This window comes from Arthrobacter sp. Bi26 (assembly GCF_918697925.1).
In the GTDB taxonomy this organism is placed as follows: Bacteria; Actinomycetota; Actinomycetes; order Actinomycetales; family Micrococcaceae; genus Arthrobacter.
On sequence record NZ_CAKKMF010000016.1, the window covers coordinates 26,200 to 42,316 of the forward strand.

At 66.0% G+C, this 16,117-nt stretch carries 14 protein-coding genes; 3 read left to right on the forward strand and 11 right to left on the reverse strand.

The genetic code is table 11. The features are described from left to right. Nucleotides 1-122 precede the first annotated feature (122 nt). The 7 genes from LQV16_RS06265 to LQV16_RS06295 form a co-directional block, all read right to left on the reverse strand. On the reverse strand, nt 123-2,480 hold the full coding sequence (locus tag LQV16_RS06265) for an FdhF/YdeP family oxidoreductase (protein WP_229993048.1): 2,358 nt from the start codon (nt 2,478-2,480) through the stop codon (nt 123-125). Further along, nucleotides 2,477-3,097 carry an MBL fold metallo-hydrolase gene (locus tag LQV16_RS06270; protein WP_229993049.1) on the reverse strand — a complete coding sequence of 207 codons (621 nt, stop codon included), beginning with the start codon at nt 3,095-3,097 and terminating at the stop codon, nt 2,477-2,479. Before LQV16_RS06270 ends, LQV16_RS06265 begins: the two co-directional genes overlap by 4 nt. Next, entirely contained in the window at nt 3,094-4,218 is a 1,125-nt protein-coding gene (locus LQV16_RS06275) for an S-(hydroxymethyl)mycothiol dehydrogenase (RefSeq protein ID WP_229993050.1), read from the reverse strand. Before LQV16_RS06275 ends, LQV16_RS06270 begins: the two co-directional genes overlap by 4 nt. A 245-nt stretch (nt 4,219-4,463) precedes the next feature. Continuing rightward, on the reverse strand, nt 4,464-5,717 hold the full coding sequence (locus tag LQV16_RS06280) for an RNA polymerase sigma factor (protein ID WP_229993083.1): 1,254 nt from the start codon (nt 5,715-5,717) through the stop codon (nt 4,464-4,466). Between the two features lie 7 nt (nt 5,718-5,724). After that, complete coding sequence (locus LQV16_RS06285) at nt 5,725-6,144, reverse strand: YciI family protein (RefSeq protein ID WP_229993051.1); 420 nt, start codon at nt 6,142-6,144, stop codon at nt 5,725-5,727. A 241-nt stretch (nt 6,145-6,385) separates the two neighbouring features. Next, a complete protein-coding gene (ppsA, locus tag LQV16_RS06290) occupies nt 6,386-8,791 on the reverse strand; it encodes a phosphoenolpyruvate synthase (protein WP_229993052.1) in 2,406 nt (801 codons plus the stop codon). Between the two features lie 151 nt (nt 8,792-8,942). Beyond that, nucleotides 8,943-9,761 (reverse strand): pyruvate, water dikinase regulatory protein, encoded by an 819-nt coding sequence (locus LQV16_RS06295; protein ID WP_229993053.1) that lies wholly within the window; start codon nt 9,759-9,761, stop codon nt 8,943-8,945. Nucleotides 9,762-9,885: 124 nt separating this feature from the next. Here LQV16_RS06295 and LQV16_RS06300 point away from each other — a divergent pair, with 124 nt between their 5' ends. Beyond that, entirely contained in the window at nt 9,886-10,224 is a 339-nt protein-coding gene (locus tag LQV16_RS06300) for a hypothetical protein (protein WP_229993054.1), read from the forward strand. Here the strand turns inward: LQV16_RS06300 and LQV16_RS06305 are convergent. Then, nucleotides 10,221-11,204 carry an EamA family transporter gene (locus LQV16_RS06305; protein ID WP_356815702.1) on the reverse strand — a complete coding sequence of 328 codons (984 nt, stop codon included), beginning with the start codon at nt 11,202-11,204 and terminating at the stop codon, nt 10,221-10,223. The genes LQV16_RS06300 and LQV16_RS06305 overlap by 4 nt on opposite strands. A gap of 69 nt (nt 11,205-11,273) precedes the next feature. Between LQV16_RS06305 and LQV16_RS06310 the strand changes: the two genes are divergently transcribed. Both LQV16_RS06310 and LQV16_RS06315 read left to right on the forward strand, forming a co-directional pair. Next, a complete protein-coding gene (locus LQV16_RS06310; protein WP_229993055.1) occupies nt 11,274-12,155 on the forward strand; it encodes a LysR family transcriptional regulator in 882 nt (293 codons plus the stop codon). A 149-nt stretch (nt 12,156-12,304) separates the two neighbouring features. Then, entirely contained in the window at nt 12,305-13,117 is an 813-nt protein-coding gene (locus tag LQV16_RS06315; protein WP_229993056.1) for an alpha/beta hydrolase, read from the forward strand. A 27-nt stretch (nt 13,118-13,144) separates the two neighbouring features. Here LQV16_RS06315 and LQV16_RS06320 read toward each other — a convergent pair whose 3' ends face one another. The 3 genes from LQV16_RS06320 to LQV16_RS06330 all read right to left on the reverse strand — a co-directional run bounded on the left by LQV16_RS06320 (nt 13,145) and on the right by LQV16_RS06330 (nt 16,042). Continuing rightward, entirely contained in the window at nt 13,145-13,969 is an 825-nt protein-coding gene (locus LQV16_RS06320; protein WP_229993057.1) for a VOC family protein, read from the reverse strand. 76 nt (nt 13,970-14,045) lie between these two features. Continuing rightward, on the reverse strand, nt 14,046-14,462 hold the full coding sequence (locus LQV16_RS06325) for a hypothetical protein (RefSeq protein WP_229993058.1): 417 nt from the start codon (nt 14,460-14,462) through the stop codon (nt 14,046-14,048). A 116-nt stretch (nt 14,463-14,578) separates the two neighbouring features. Beyond that, entirely contained in the window at nt 14,579-16,042 is a 1,464-nt protein-coding gene (locus LQV16_RS06330; RefSeq protein WP_229993059.1) for a protein adenylyltransferase SelO, read from the reverse strand. Nucleotides 16,043-16,117: the final 75 nt, after the last annotated feature.

The window sequence follows — 16,117 nt, forward strand, 5'->3', positions numbered from 1 at the left end:
TGACGGCAGTCCCGGCGTCGGACACTGCCGTCATCTGCCACCTGGAGCAAAAGAAGCGCAACAGAATGGCCCCGCCTCCCGGACTGGATTCCAACCGGGAAGCGGGGCCGCTCTGGTAGTGCCTAGCCCACCGTGGCCGCCCCGAGCACGCCGGCGGCCTCAGCTTCCGCAGGATGCGGCACGAACCGGACGAACATCGCCTTGAAGCCGGGGGTGTTCGATTCCCTGGCCACGTTCTCCTTGTGGACCAGGGCGTTGGCTTCCGGGAAATAGGCCGCGGCGCAGCCCTTGGCCGTCGGGTAGGCCACCAGCCGGAACTTGTCCGCCTGCCGGTCGTGTCCGCGGAACGTGCTCACCACGTCCACCAGGTCCCGGTCGCGGAAGCCGAGTTCGGCCAGGTCCTCCGGATGCACCAGGATCACCCGGCGTCCCTCCGAGATCCCGCGGTAGCGGTCATCCACGCCGTAGAACGTGGTGTTGTACTGGTCGTGGCTGCGGATGGTCTGGAGGACCAGGTGGCCGTCCGGCGCAGTCAGGTACTCCAGCGGGCTGACCGTGAACCGGCCGCGGCCGATGTCCGTCTTGAAGGACCGGGTATCCCGCGGCGGGTTGGGCAGCACGAAGCCGTTCCTGGTCCGGACCCGGGCGTTGAAGTCCTGGAAGCCCGGGATGACGCGGGAGATGTGGTCCCGGACCACGTCGTAGTCCCCGGCCATGGCCTTCCAGTTGACCGGATGGTCCTCGCCGAACGTGGCGTCGGCCATTCGGGCGATGATCACCGGCTCGGCGAGCAGGTGCTCGGATACCGGCTGGAGCCGGCCCTGCGTGGAGTGGACCACGGACATGGAGTCCTCCACGGACAGGAACTGGGCGCCGTTGGCGTGCTTGTCGTCCTTGTCCGTCCGGCCCAGGGTGGGCAGGATGAGCGAGGTGCGCCCGTGCACCACGTGCGAACGGTTCGGCTTGGTGGACACGTGCACCGTCAACCCGATCCGCTGCATCCCGGCTTCCAAGGTCTCCGTGTCCGAACACGCGAGGGAGAAGTTGCCGCCCATGGACACAAAGACATCCACGTCGTTGCGTTCGAAGGCCTCCATGGCCTCCACGGCGTCGAATCCGTGGCCGCGCGGTGAGGTGATCCCGAATTCCTTGTCCAGGGCTTCGAGCAGCCATTCCTTGGGCTTCTCCCAGATGCCCATGGTCCTGTCGCCCTGGACGTTGGAGTGCCCGCGGACCGGGCAGGCGCCGGCCCCGGGTTTGCCGAAGTTGCCCTGCAGGAGCAGGACGTTGACCATTTCCTTGATGGTGTCCACCGAGTGCGGCTGCTGCGTAACGCCCAGGGCCCAGCAGAAGATTGTGGCCTTGGACCGGATGAGCATTCCGGCGACGTCCTCGATCTGGGCCCGGGCCAGGCCGGTGGCCTGCTCGGTCTCCGCCCAGTCCAGCTCCCGGCGGGCGGTTCGGTAGGCGTCGAAGCCGTCCGTCTGCGCCTCGATAAACGCGGCGTCCACCACGGTGCCGGGGTTCCGCTCTTCCTCCGCCAGCAGCAGGTGGCCCAGGGCCTGGAACAAGGCCAGGTCCCCGCCGACCTTGATCTGCAGGTACTCGTCGGCCAGAGGTGTGCCGTTTCCGAGCACCCCGGAGAAGGTCTGCGGATCCTTGAAGTTGAACAGTCCGGCCTCGGGCAGCGGGTTCACCGCCACCACCTTCCCGCCGTTGTCCTTGCATTCCTTCAGCGCCGACAGCATCCGGGGATGGTTGGTGCCGGGGTTCTGCCCGACGACGAAGATGAGCTCCGAGTCGTGGATATCGTCCAGGGACACGGTGCCCTTGCCGATGCCGATGGTGGGGTTCAGCGCGGAGCCGGAAGATTCGTGGCACATGTTGGAGCAGTCCGGCAGGTTGTTGGTGCCCAGGGCCCGCGCGAACAGCTGGTACATGAACGCGGTCTCATTGGCCGTGCGGCCCGAGGTGTAGAAGACGCAGCGGTCCGGCGTGCTGGCCCGGATGTGCTCGCCGATGAGGTCGAACGCGTCGGCCCAGGAGATCGGCGAGTAGTGCGTCTCCCCTTCGCGGATCACCACGGGCTCGCTGAGCCGGCCCTGGTTACCCAGCCAGTATTCGGTCTTCCCCGCCAGCTCGGCGATGGAATGCCGGGCCCAGAACTCCGCCCCGACGGTACGCAGGGTGTTTTCCTCGGCCACCGCCTTGGCGCCGTTCTCGCAGAACTCGGCTGTCTTGCGCTTCCTGTCCGATTCCGGCCACGCGCAGCCCGGGCAGTCGAACCCGCCGCGCTGGTTCAGCCGCAGCAGCGACTGGGCCGTCCGGGATACCCCGGCCTGGGCCACGGCGCGCTCCAGCGCCACCATCACCGCCTTGACGCCAGCGGCTTGCTTCTTCGGTGCGTGGACTTCGAGCTCGTCCTCGTTGATGTCCGCGACGGGAGCGGGCTGCCGGCCGAGCTTGGGAACGCCCTTCATTGGCTGACCTTGGCCAGCGTGTCCCGCTCCGCCCCGATGGTGGTGCTGTCCCCGTGGCCGGTGCGCACCACGGTCGTTGCAGGCAGCGTCAGCAGCCGTTCGCGGATGGAAGTGAGGATGGTCGGGTAGTCGCTGTAGGACCTGCCGGTGGCGCCCGGGCCGCCGTTGAACAGGGTGTCGCCGGTGAAGACCGTCCCTTCGTCCTCGAGGTGGAAGCACGTGGATCCCGGCGAGTGGCCGGGGGTGTGGATGGCGCGCAGGGTAGCCCCGCCCACCTGGAACACGTCGCCGTCGGCGAGGTACCGGTCCGGGTTGACGCCGGGATAGACCTGTTCCCAGAGCACCAGGTCGTCGGGGTGCAGGTAGATCGGTGCCTTCACGGCCTCCGCCACAGCCCGGGCCGCGCCGATGTGGTCGTTGTGCGCGTGCGTGAGCAGGATGGCCAGGACCTTCCGGCCGCGGACCTGGCGGATGATCGGTTCCGCGTCGTGCGGGGAGTCGATGATCACGCATTCGTCGTCGTTTCCCACGATCCAGACGTTGTTGTCCACGTCCCAGGTGCCGCCGTCGAGCGAAAACGTGCCCGAGGTGACCAGGTTCTCGATGACGACGCTCATGCGGACGCCGCCCCGTCCGCGCCGGCAACGGCCGGGCCTATTTCAACCACGGAACGCAGCACCTTGCCCTCGTGCATTTTGCCAAAGGCCTCTTCTACCTGGTCGATGGTGATGCGCTCGGTGACGAAGGCGTCCAGGTCCAGATTGCCCAGTTTGTATTGCGCCACGAGCATTGGGAAGTCGCGGGACGGCAGGCAGTCGCCGTACCAGGAGGACTTCAGGGACCCGCCGCGGCCAAAGACATCCAGCAGCGGCAGCTCAAGCTTCATCTCCGGCGTCGGCACGCCCACCAGCACCACGCGACCGGCGAGGTCCCTGGCGTAGAACGCCTGCTTGTACGTTTCGGGGCGTCCCACCGCCTCGATCACGACGTCGGCACCGTTGCCGCCGGTCAGCGCCCGGATGGCTTCGATCGGGTCTTCCTTGCTGGAGTCCACGCCGTGAGTGGCACCGAGGGACTTGGCCATTTCCACCTTGTTGGCGTCGATATCCACCGCGATGATCGTCGTGGCGCCGGCCAGCTTCGCGCCGGCGATCGCGGCGATGCCCACGCCGCCGCAGCCGATGACGGCGACGGATTCGCCGCGCTTGACCTCACCGGTGTTGATGGCGGCGCCGATGCCTGCCATCACACCGCAGCCGAGCAGCCCGACGGCGGCGGGATCGGCGTCCTCGTCAACCTTTGTGCACTGCCCGGCGGCGACGAGCGTCTTCTCGGCGAAGGCCCCGATGCCGAGCGCGGGCGAGAGTTCCGTGCCGTCCTCAAGGGTCATTTTCTGCGTTGCATTGTGGGTGTTGAAGCAGTATTGCGGCTGCCCCTTGGCGCAGGCGCGGCATTCGCCGCACACGGCGCGCCAGTTCAGGATCACGCGGTCCCCGGGGGCGACTTCGGTGACGTCTGGGCCGACGGCGCTGACCACGCCGGTGGCCTCATGGCCCAGCAGGATGGGGAAATCATCGGTGATTCCGCCCTGCTTATAGTGGAGGTCAGTGTGGCAGACGCCGCAGGTCAGAATGTCCACGAGCGCCTCACCGGGTCCGGGATCCGGCACGAGAATGTTCTCGACCGAAACAGGGGCATTCTTTTCCTTGGCGATGACCGCTCTTACTTTGTGAACCATAGTTCCTGTGTTCCTTTCCTGAGTCCCCGGGGGGACTCTTTGGCGACGGACACGCGTTGCCAGTCTGGCCGACTCGTTGCGGTTCGGAATCCTCTGCCCGTCGCTCGAAGCTTTAGGCTTCGAGGGTGACGGCACGTCCCGCATACGCCTTCGTGAATTGCGTATTACACAACGCGATTCACATAGCGCGTACTTGAAATATGGCAGTCACGACATCGGGGTGTCAATAGATGCCCACATCGGGACTACGGGCGGGCAAGCTCGTCGATCTTTCGTTCCAGCGCAGCGCGTTCGGCCGCGTTCGTGCACAGTGCGACCGCCTGCTGCAGGGCGGACTCCGCCTCCCCAAGCCGGCCGAGCCGTGTCAGCAACTCGCCCCTGACCCCAGGCAGCAGGTGCGAGCCGTTGAGTTCGCCCCGGGATGCGATCGCGTCGACCAGTTCCAGCCCGGCCGCCGGGCCCGATGCCATGGCCACGGCCACGGCGCGGTTCAGTTCGACGACCGGCGACGGCGCCAGCCTTCCCAGGGCCTCGTACAGGATGACGATCCGCTGCCAGTCCGTTTCCGCAACGGACGGGGCCACCGCGTGGCATTCGGCGATCGAAGCCTGCAGCCCGTATGCGCCGAGCCCGCGGCCGGCAGCCACAGCCTTCGCCAGCGCGGCGCGGCCGCGCCGGATCGCCGACTGGTCCCACAACCGTCGGTCCTGGTCCTCCAGGAGGACCGGCCGGCCGGACGTATCGAGCCTCGCGGGGAAGCGCGCGGCTGTCAGTTCCATCAGGGCCAGCAGGCCGAACACTTCGGGTTCCGGCGTGAGCCGCGTGAGCACGCGGGCCAGGCGGCGCGCTTCGCCGGCCAGGTCCGTGCGCATCCAGGAGTCACCGCCGGACGCGAAGGAACCCTCCGTGAAGATCAGGTACACGACTTGGAGTACCGACCCCAGCCGTTCTGGCACGTCGCGCGTTTCTGGCACGGCGAACGGAATGTGGGCGGCCGCCAGGGTCTTCTTGGCCCGGGTGATCCGTGCCTGGATGGTCGGCACCGGAACCAGAAACGCCTTCGCGATCTCGTCGGTGCCCATGCCGCCCACCACGCGCAGCGTCAAGGCGATCCGCGCTTCCCTGGACAACACCGGATGGCAGGAGATAAACATCAGCGCCAGCACGTCGTCGTCGATCGCGTCGGGGTCGAACAGGGAATCGGCTCCCGGAAGCTCCTCGGAGAGGTCGCGGGCCAGCAGGGCGTACTTTTCGTCCCGGGCGGCACGGCGCCGGAAGGTGTCCACCGCTCGGCGCCGGCCGGTGGTCAGCAGCCAGCCCACCGGCTCCGCGGGGATCCCGTTCACCGACCAGGACACGAGGGCCTCGGCCAGCGCCTCCTGTGCCAGGTCCTCGGCCAACAGGAAATCGCCCGTATAGCGGGCAAGGGCGCCGACGACGCGGGCGGACTCCATGCGCCACACCGCTTCGACGGCGGCCCTTGCCTCGTTGCTGCTCACTGCCGGTTCAGAGCTGGCCGGTCTGCTCACGCCACGCGCGTTCCTTCTGGATCCATTCGTTGTCCTGCGGGAACTCGTCGATGGCGGGCACACGGCGGATCTCGGTCTTGGTTCCCGCCGTGAGGGGAGCCCGTTTGGCCCACTCGATGGCTTCCTGCTTGGATGCGACATCGAGGATGTAGTAGCCGCCGAACAGTTCCTTGGTTTCGCCGTAGGGTCCGTCAGTGACCACCGGGGTTTCGCCGGTAAAGTCCACCACGACGCCCTCTTTCGGATCATCCAGGCCCTCGGCTGCCAGCAGGACTCCGGCGCGGATCAATTCGTCGTTGAATTTGCCCATGGTCTCGAGGATTTCGTTGAAGTCGGCTTTCTCAAGATTGGCGTACGACTCGTCGGTTCCGCGCATGATCAACATGTACTTTGCCATTTCAATCTCCTAGGTTTTGGAAGGTCGCCCTCCGACCTTCCCACCCACAGGTCGAACAACGGGAGGGTTAATCGACACAGGCCGCGAAACTTCATTGACTGTGGCCAATGGAGCCAGGCGGCCTAATGCCACGTGTGCGCTCCCCCGCCCAGCGGCCGATGCGGCCCCAGCAGCACGGTCCGGAATTCGAGACCGTGCTGCCCGTCGGGTGTCCTGCTGTCCTTTCCTCGGCGCCGTGCTGTCAGTTCGCCTCGGCGCCGACCCCTGCCCCGACGGCCGCACCGGCGAGCCGGAGCCAGGTATCCACCACGGTGTCGGGGTTCAAGGAGACGGAATCGATGCCTTCCTCGACCAGCCACTCGGCGAAGTCCTCGTGGTCGCTGGGACCTTGGCCGCAGATGCCCACATATTTGCCTCGCGCCCTGCAGGCCTTGATGGCCATACTCAGGAGCTTCTTGACGGCGGGGTCGCGTTCGTCGAAGCCGCCGGAGACAATCGCGGAATCCCGGTCCAGGCCGAGGGCCAGCTGGGTCATGTCATTGGAGCCGATGGAGAATCCGTCGAAGTAGTCCAGGAACTCATCGGCGAGCAGCGCGTTGGACGGAATCTCACACATCATGATCACCTCGAGCCCGTTCTCGCCGCGATTGAGGCCGTTTTCCGCCAACAGTTCGATGACGCCGCGGGCCTCGTCCAGGGTCCGCACGAACGGGATCATCAGCTTGACGTTGGTCAGCCCCATTTCGTTGCGGACGAAGGACAGGGCTTCGCACTCAAGGTCGAAGCAGTCCCGGAAGGACGGCTCCAGGTACCGTGAGGCCCCGCGGAAGCCGAGCATCGGGTTCTCTTCGTGCGGCTCGTAGGCGGGTCCGCCAATCAGGTTGGCGTACTCGTTGGACTTGAAGTCGGACATGCGCACAATCACGGGTTCCGGCGCGAAGGCCGCCGCGATGGTGGCCACGCCTTCGGCCAGTCGCTTGATGTAGTAATCGCGCGGGCTGTCGTACGCGGCAATCCGCTCACGGATGTCCGCGGCGACGTCTGCCGGCTGCTCGTCCAGGTTCAGCAGTGCCTTGGGGTGGATGCCGATCTGGCGGTTGATGATGAATTCCAGCCGGGCCAGGCCCACTCCGTGGTTGGGCAGCTGCGCGAAGGTGAACGCCTGCTCCGGTGTCCCGACATTCATCATGACCTTGACGGGGGCCTCGGGCAGCTGGGTGATCTCGGTTTCCTCGACGCTGAAGTCCAGGAGCCCTTCGTAGATGGTGCCGGTCTCGCCGTCGGCGCAGGAGACGGTCACGTCGAGGCCGTCGGAGAGGGCGTCCGTGGCGTCCCCGGTGCCGACGACGGCCGGAATCCCCAGTTCCCGGGCAATGATGGCCGCGTGGCAGGTGCGTCCGCCGCGGTTGGTCACGATGGCGGAGGCACGCTTCATGATCGGTTCCCAGTCCGGGTCGGTCATGTCGGCGACGAGGACATCGCCGGTCTTGAAGGCGGCCATCTGGTCGATGGCCGTGAGGATGCGGACGCTGCCGGCGCCGATGCGCTGGCCGATGGCGCGTCCCTCGACCAGCACCCGGCCGGTTCCGTTGAGGCGGAAGCGGCTCAGGCTGCCGGGGGCCCGGCGCGACTGCACGGTCTCAGGGCGCGCCTGCAGAATGTACAGGCCGCCGTCGATCCCGTCCTTGCCCCATTCGATGTCCATCGGGCGGCCATAGTGGTTCTCGATGGCGACGGCGTGCCGGGCGAGCTGCTCGACGTCGTCGTCGCTGAGGCTGAAGCGGTTCCGCAACGAGGCCTCAACCGGCACAAAGTCAATGGTGCGGCCGATCTCGCGGCTGCTCGTGTAGGTCATCTGGAGGGCCTTCTCGCCCAGACCGCGCTTGAGAATGGCGGGCCGGCCGGCCTGCAGCGCGGGCTTGTAGACGTAAAACTCGTCCGGGTTCACGGCGCCCTGGACGACCGCCTCGCCCAGGCCGTAGGAGGACGTGACGAACACGGCATCCTGGAACCCGGACTCCGTGTCCATGGTGAACATGACGCCGGAGGCCCCGACGTCCGATCGCACCATGCGCTGGATGCCGGCCGACAGCGCCACCTCGGCGTGCTCGAACTTGTGGTGCACGCGGTAAGCGATGGCCCGGTCGTTGTAGAGGGACGCGAACACGTCCTTGATGGCGAGCAGGATGTTCTCGATGCCGCGGACGTTCAGGAAGGTTTCCTGCTGCCCGGCAAAGGAGGCATCGGGAAGGTCTTCCGCGGTAGCGCTGGAACGGACGGCCCAGGAGAGGTCCTCAGAACCGCCGTGCTTGTCCACCAGCTTCCGGTAGGAGTCCCGGATCTGCGCTTCAAAGTCCGGCAGGAAGGGCGTCTCGCGCATGAGGGCCCGAATTTCCTGCCCTGCCGCGGCCAGGGCGGTGACATCATCGGTGTCCAGGCCGACCAGCCGGTCGGCGATCTTCTGGTCCAGGCCGGAATCTGCCAGGAAGTTGCGGTAGGCATCCGCGGTGGTGGCGAAGCCGTCGGGAACCTGGACGCCGGCAGAGGTCAGATTTTGCACCATCTCACCAAGGGAAGCGTTCTTTCCGCCCACCCGGTCCAGGTCCTTGAGTCCGAGTTCTGAGAACCACAGGATGTCTGTCGTCATAGTTACTGCTCCTTTGCAGATGATGGCACGCAAGTGCGCCGCCCCGCTCGCGGCGATGGCCGGTTGCTGGGCGCAAGTCCTGTCCACACTGACAGGTATCCAGCGCTCTTTCCATATGACGTGCGCCACACTGGGTTTGTGAAACTTTTCCCTAATGCTTGAGATTCATCCGCTGCAAGATGGTCGCGGCCATTTCCTCCACGGACACCGTGGCTGAATTCAGGTACGGAATCCTATGGGAGACGTACAGCTGCTCGGCGCTGCGAAGCTCAAAGCCGCACTGCCGCAGCGACGCGTAGGGTGAGCCGCGGCGCCGTTCGGTGCGGATTTGGCTCAGGCGCAGGGGGTTGGAGGAGAGACCGAAACATTTCTCAACGAAAGGCCTCAGCGGCTTGGGGAGCCCCTCCCGCTCAAAGTCCTCGTCCACCAGCGGGAAGTTCGCGGCGAAGATTCCGTGTTGCAGCGCCAGGTACATGGTGGTGGGTGTTTTGCCGCAGCGGGAGGGTGCCACCAAGATGACTTGGGCCTTTTCCAGCGCGCGCAGGCTCTGGCCGTCGTCGTGCTCCATGGCGTACTCGACGGCGGCCATCCGGGATTGATACCGCTCGGCATTGCCGAGGCCGTGGGCCCTGCCGGGTTCCCCGCTGGCCAGTGAGCCGAGGGCCTGCTCCAGCTGTCCGACATGGGTCCCGATGAGATCCACGATAATCCCCTGGCACGTCGCCAGGACATGGCGGATGTCGCTGCTGACAGCCGTGGAAAAGACGATCGGCCGCGGGCCGGTTGCGGCCAGCGTGTCGATGGTACCTACCACGGTCTTGGCCTGTTCGACCGTCGTGATGAAGGGGACCGTAATGCGGTCAAAGTTATTAGCGGGGAACTGCGTCAACAAGGTGTTGCCGAGCGTTTCCGCGGTGATGCCGGTACTGTCCGAAAGGAAGTAGACGGGCCGAAGATCGTCATTGGTCATGAACGCATTCTCCACCAGGAACGGTCCCGCCCGGCATCGGGCAGCCGGCGGGTCCCTACCCGGCTTCCGGACACAGACGTAGACTGCTCGCGTACAACGCCACCAACTGTCGCAGGAGATGGACATGAGCTATGCGGGCACCGGTAACGAGAAGGCCGTCGCAGCAAGCGACCTTAACCGGACACATATCGGACTGACCGTGAGCTTCCAGCCGGACGAATTCACCGTGGTCTTCGGCCGGATCGGCGCCATTGCGCGCAAGGAGGGCGGCGTGACCATCGCGCTTGCAGGAGTGGACGGCACGGGTGGCCTGCCTTCCCACTTCAGTCTGCCTCCCGCCCAACAGGTCTACGTCCAGCCGGACATGCTCACCAATACGGAGTCGACCATCAAGGACTTGTTTGGCAAGGTGCAGGAGAATCTGCGCAGCCACAAGGGAGACCAGCGGCCCGACGCCGTCTAGGGATCCTTCCGTGTGGCCTTTCTCTGGTCCGCGCGGTCCCTTCGAACCGGCGCCTTGCCGGAATGCTGCTGCGGTGAACATGTCTCGGCGGGCCCAGGAGCTTTGATCGGCCCTGCTGACCGGACGGCGCCTATGCTGGCAGCCACTACAAGGGCAACCGCTATGACGTCGATATATCCGAACTGCTGCCCGAGAACCACAAAGCCTGCCAGCGCCGCCACGGCCGGTGCCGTGCAGGTCAGCACCGAGAACGTGGCGGCCGGGATTCGGCGCAGGGCCATGAGCTCGAAGGAGTATGGGACAGCCGTCGAGAGCAGCGCGACGCCGAGGCCAAGGCCAAGGATCGCCGGCTCCAACAGGGCAGTCCCCGCCGTTAGCATCGCGCCAGGCAGCGAGACGATCGCCCCGACGGCCATTCCGAGGGCCAGGCCGCCGAGCCGTGGGAACGTTGCTCCGGTTCTGGCGTTGCACAGGATGAATAAGGCCCAGCACGCCGCCGCACCGAGGGCGAAGCAGACACCGGCGACGTCGAGATCGGCCAGCCCTTCCTGTCCCAGCAGGGCGACCCCGATGAAGGCCAGCGCCGCCCACAGCATGGATTTGGCGCGTCGGCTGGCCACGACGGATAGGACCAGCGGGCCCAGCACTTCGATGGTGACTGCCGTGCCCAGGGGCAGCCGTGCGATGGCTTCGTAGAACAGTGAGTTCATCGCTGCCATGGTCACTCCGAGCCCGATTGCAGCCCGCCAGGCCCTTCCACTGTGCCCGTGCAGCCTAGGCCGGGCAACAGCAAGAAGGATGATGGCCGAGAACGCCAGGCGCAGCGTCACGATGCCTAACGGCCCGGCTGCGGGAAAGACGAGCACAGCCACCGCTGCACCGAGCTGCTGGCATAGCACCGCGGCCATCACCAGCACGGTCGCCGGGGCGTAACCGGGGGCCGGCGTGCCGGGCAAGGCCCGGGAAGTCGTCATTTGCATGGTTCCAACGTTAGGAAAGTCAGCAGGCGGCGGGAAATGCCATTTGAGTTGCTGTTATAACCTAGACGCATGAGCGTTGAGGCGCGGCACTTGAGGGCATTCCTGGCAATCGCCGAAGAGGGCGGATTCAGTTCCGCTGCGGCCGTGTTGCGGGTCAGCCAGCCAGCGCTGTCCCGGACGCTGCGGCAACTGGAAGCACACCTTGGCGCCACTCTGTTTGACCGCTCGACCCAACACGTCGCCATCACCCCTGCCGGCGAGGCCCTGCGTCCGCGCGCCGCCGCCGCGATCGCCGCCCTCGACGCGGCACTGGACCCCGCAGGGACACCTGTCCGGCCGATGCTGCTGGGGTATCCGTGGTCCGCGCTCGGCCGCCGGACTGGACCCCTGCTACGCCGCTGGCGCGAACTGCACCCTGGAACGCCGGTGGAATTGCACCGCGTGGATGACCGGTTCGGCGGTCTGGCCTCCGGGCGTGCCGACGTCGCCCTGATACGGGGGGATACACCCGTGGCCGGGGGCCCGGCCGGCATGCGGCAATGCGAACTGGCCGAGGAGCCCCGCTTCGCTGTCCTGCCTGCCGACCACGAACTGGCCGGCCGCGACGAGGTGCGCCTGGCTGACCTGTCCCACGAGGTTGTGGTCGTCAATACGCTCACCGGGCTCACAAGGCTGGACCTGTGGCCGGTGGGGATACGTCCGAAGCACACGGTGGCCACGGACAATACTGACGACTGGCTGCTCGCGATTTCCTCCGGCCGTGGCATTGGCATCAGCGGCATCTCGACTGCGGAAACCTACCAGCACCCTGGGGTGGTGTACCGGCCGCTTGTCGACGCGCCACCGGTCACCGTGTCACTGGCATGGCTGGAACCGGTGTCCCACACGGCGGTGCCGGAGTTCGTGAAGTTCATGGTGAACGAAGTGCCGCCGGACCTCGCAGCGGACTAGGACCGTCAGCCGGGCAAGGCCCGAACATGCAAAAATTCGACGCGCGGGTAGCCAGTCCCTGGGCATTCGACGCCGACGCTTCTGTACCGGTACCCGCCATGTTCTCAAACCCCTCTGGTTAGCGGGCCGGCGCGATCTACACTATCTGGATGGAAGCTACGGTCGGCGGAGTGCCTGTGCAATATGCCGAGTACGGCAGGGGCACGCCGGTTCTCGCCCTGCACGGCGCGGGGGTGGATCATCGCGAGATCGCCGGCGCTCTTGAACCGATATTCTGCAACGTTCCCGGCTTTCGGCGGCTGTATCCGGACCTGCCGGGGATGGGCCGAACCCCGGCGCCCGAGACGATCACGAGCAACGATGACGTCCTGGACATTCTGCTCGGCCTGATCGATAGCACCATTGGTGACGAACCGTTGCTTGTGATGGGCCAGTCGTACGGTGGGTACTTAGCCCGTGCGATTGCCGATCGGCGACCCGAGCAGGTTGTGGGACTGGCGTTAATCTGCCCGGTGGGCGCGCATACGGGCAACGTGCCTGAGCACGAGGTTCTTGTTTCGGCGGCCGACCCGACCGGCGAACTGGGCCCGGAGCTCGAGGCCTCTTACCGTAACTACTTCGTGGTGCAGACGTCTGAAACGCTGAGCCGGTTCCAGGAGTTAGTGGCTCCCGCAGCGTCACTCGTTGACGAATCGGGCCTGATGCGAATCTTTTCGAACTGGGAGCTACAGGATCGCCCGGACGCGGCGACTACTTATCCTCATCCTGTCTTAATACTTGCAGGGCGACAGGATGCAACTGCCGGGCACACGGGTCCGTGGGAGCTGACCGAGCACTACCCCCGCGCCACCTTTGCTGTACTCGATCGCGCCGGCCACGCTCTGTTCCACGAGCAGCCCGCCCTCACGCAGGCCCTAGTGGTCGAATGGCTCGCGCGCGTGCGGGAGCACTCCACGACGTGAAGTAGTCGGCCGGCCGTCAAGGATCGCTCATCCCGACGGGGGCGTGAACTGGCTGGCGGTAAACTCCGCTCCCTGGGGGTCCCGGATCAGTGCCGTGCGCGTCCACTCGGTGTCGTTTTGGCTAAGGACTTGGGCGCCGAGTCGCTCCGCATCAACCACCGTCTGGTCCCGGTCGGCAACGGTGAAGGAGACGTGCCAGCGCGACGGTTCCGCGGGGGCGGTGGTCGCGATCCAGGCGATCGCATCCTCGAAGCCAGGCGGGGCGGCCAGCCCTGACTGTCTGGCCCTGATGCCCGGATCGACTGTCGCCTCAAGGTGATCACCATAACCGGGCCTGCGGATCATCATCGCAAAGCCGAGGTCGTCGACCTGCCAGCCGAACGCGTCCTCGTAAAACTTTATGGCCGCGCCGGGGGTTGGCGTGTGGAGATCGCTGAAATTCCAGGCCCCTGGCTGATTGACCACTTGTGCCCCGAAGCGTCGCCTGGCCTGCCAGATGCGGAACTCGGCGCCCTCCGGATCGGTCAGCGCCGCACTGCGGCCGCCCTCTCCCGCATCAGCAGGCGCCGTTCGCACCGCAGCGCCGGCAGCGACCAGTCGCTGCACTGCGACATCCGCGTCCTCGACGGATACGTAGGTACTCCACGCCGCGGCACCTTGAGTGCTGGCCACCCCAGCGACGTCCTGGCCGTCGAGCTTTGCTATCAAGTAACGGCCCGGCGCTCCCGCCGGCATGGCGTCCTCGAACGTCCAGCCAAAAATTCCGGCGTAGAACACGGCGGCCGCCTCGACGTCAGGCTGCCCGGTGTCGATCCAACACGGAACGCCCTGCGGGTAGGTCCGTTGGGTCATGTCTCGCTCCCGTCCATGGACAAAGCCTAGCGAGCCACGATCCGGCCGGGTACCCACCCGCCATCTGGTGAGCGGATCAGCCGAAGGCCTCCTGCACATGGGCCCGGATGGCGCCGATCACCGGCGCCGATCCCTGCGTGCGGTAAACATCGATTGGTCTGGAGCCAAGCTGCACGTTGGGGCTGCACATCCAGAGCATGGCCTGGGCCGGCGTGAAAGCACAGTGGAGGTGCCCTATGAGGGCGTCCAGGTCCGCAAGCTGGAGCCGGCCAACCGCATTCGGCGCATCCTGGCCCGATGTCCAGCGATCCAGAAGTTCCACATCGACGCCCAGCAGGGGTGCCGCAGCATCCATGCCCAGCGAGTTTACTAGCCGTTCGGCTATTGCTGCCGGGCTATAGCCAGGGGCGTCCCTCAACTCCGCGAGACTGGCGAAAACGGTGGTGGCAGACAACGGCGGTTCTTCAGCACCCGTGTCCTGCAGCTGTTCCATGACGCCATGCTATTTATTGGCGTCCCCTTGGAGTAGGGCCACAGGGCCTCCTGAGCTCTGGTCATCCATGGGGTCTGCCGGAAGGGAGGACTGGAGTAATTTGCCTGCCTCAGCATTCAGGTTCCGCAGAAGGTCCGGTAAGGGCCAAAGCTTTCCGGGGCGGCAGCGGCGTAATGCTCGAGACCGGGCCGCTCGTCGAAGGGTAAGGCTACCGCGTCCATCAACCGTTCCAGCGGACCCGTGTTCCCGCCGGTAGCGGCGGTCAGGGCTTCCTCCACCAGATGGTTCCGCGGGATGTAGACGGGGTTGACTCCGTCCATGGCGTCAGCATCTGGCGCCAAGGCGCGCCAGCGCCTTACCCAGGCATCGAACCCTGCCGGGTCCAGAACCTGGCCCCGCGCAGGTTCAGCCTGGCCGCGGGCGGCTTTGCCGAGGTGCCGGAAGAACGATGTGTAGTCCGCCCGTGACTCCTGAATCAGGGCCACAAGTTCGTCCACAAGAGGCGACGTCACTTCGTCGTCGGGCCCTTCACGGAACCCAAGCTTGGCCTTCATGCCTGCCGACCAGGCCGCACTGTACTGCAGGCGGAACTCACTGAGCGCTTCCACCGCGAGGTCCACCGCCTGCTCCTGGTCATCGTGAAGCAGAGGCAGGAGGGACTCCGCGAGCCGGGCAAGGTTCCACTCCGCCACCACCGGCTGATTGCGGTAGGCGTAGCGTCCGGTCTCGTCGATCGAACTGTAGACGGCGGCAGGGTCAAAGCCTTCCATGAAGGCACACGGCCCGTAGTCGAGGGTTTCACCCGAAATCGTCATGTTGTCGGTATTCATGACCCCGTGAACGAACCCTACGAGCATCCACCGGGCCACCAGTGAAGCCTGGGCTGATATGACCGCCTGGAATAGTGCGAGATAACGGTTCTCGGCCTCCGCGGCGGCCCGGTGGTGACGGGAAATTGCGTATTCCGCGAGGCGGCGAAGAAGGCCGATGTCGCCCGTGGACCGGGCGTACTGGAAGCTGCCCACGCGCAGGTGGCTGCTGGCAACCCGGGTAAGAACGGCGCCTGGCAGGAGCGTCTCGCGCTGCACCGGACGCCCCGTCGCGACGACGGCGAGGGATCGTGTGGTGGGGATATTCAGCGCGTGCATCGACTCACTCACGATATATTCGCGCAGCATAGGGCCGACCACTGCCTGGCCGTCGCCGTTTCGCGCAAACGGCGTGCGCCCTGATCCCTTGAGGTGGATGTCGCGGAGCTGCCCGTCCGCGTGGCCGATTTCGCCGAGCAGGAGTGCGCGCCCGTCGCCCAGACGGGGTGCGTACCAGCCAAACTGGTGGCCGGCGTAGGCCTGCGCCACCGGGCGGGCCTCCGCAGGGATGGCGTTGCCGATCAGCAGAAGCAGACCCTCAGGGCTCCGGAGAAAAGCCGGATCGAGACCTAGCTCGGTGGCGAGGCGCTCGTTGAGCACCAGAAGGTGCGGGTCGGGAGCTTCCTCCGCGCGCCAAGGAATGGCCATCTCCTTGAACTCCCGGGCGAAGCGGCCATCAAATGTGGCGGTTGAATGCGCGATGTCACTCATCTATCAAGGATACGGGCGACGCCGTCAGCAATGTCGCTTGGCCACCTCCACTCGCCCGGGATCCTGACAGGAGAG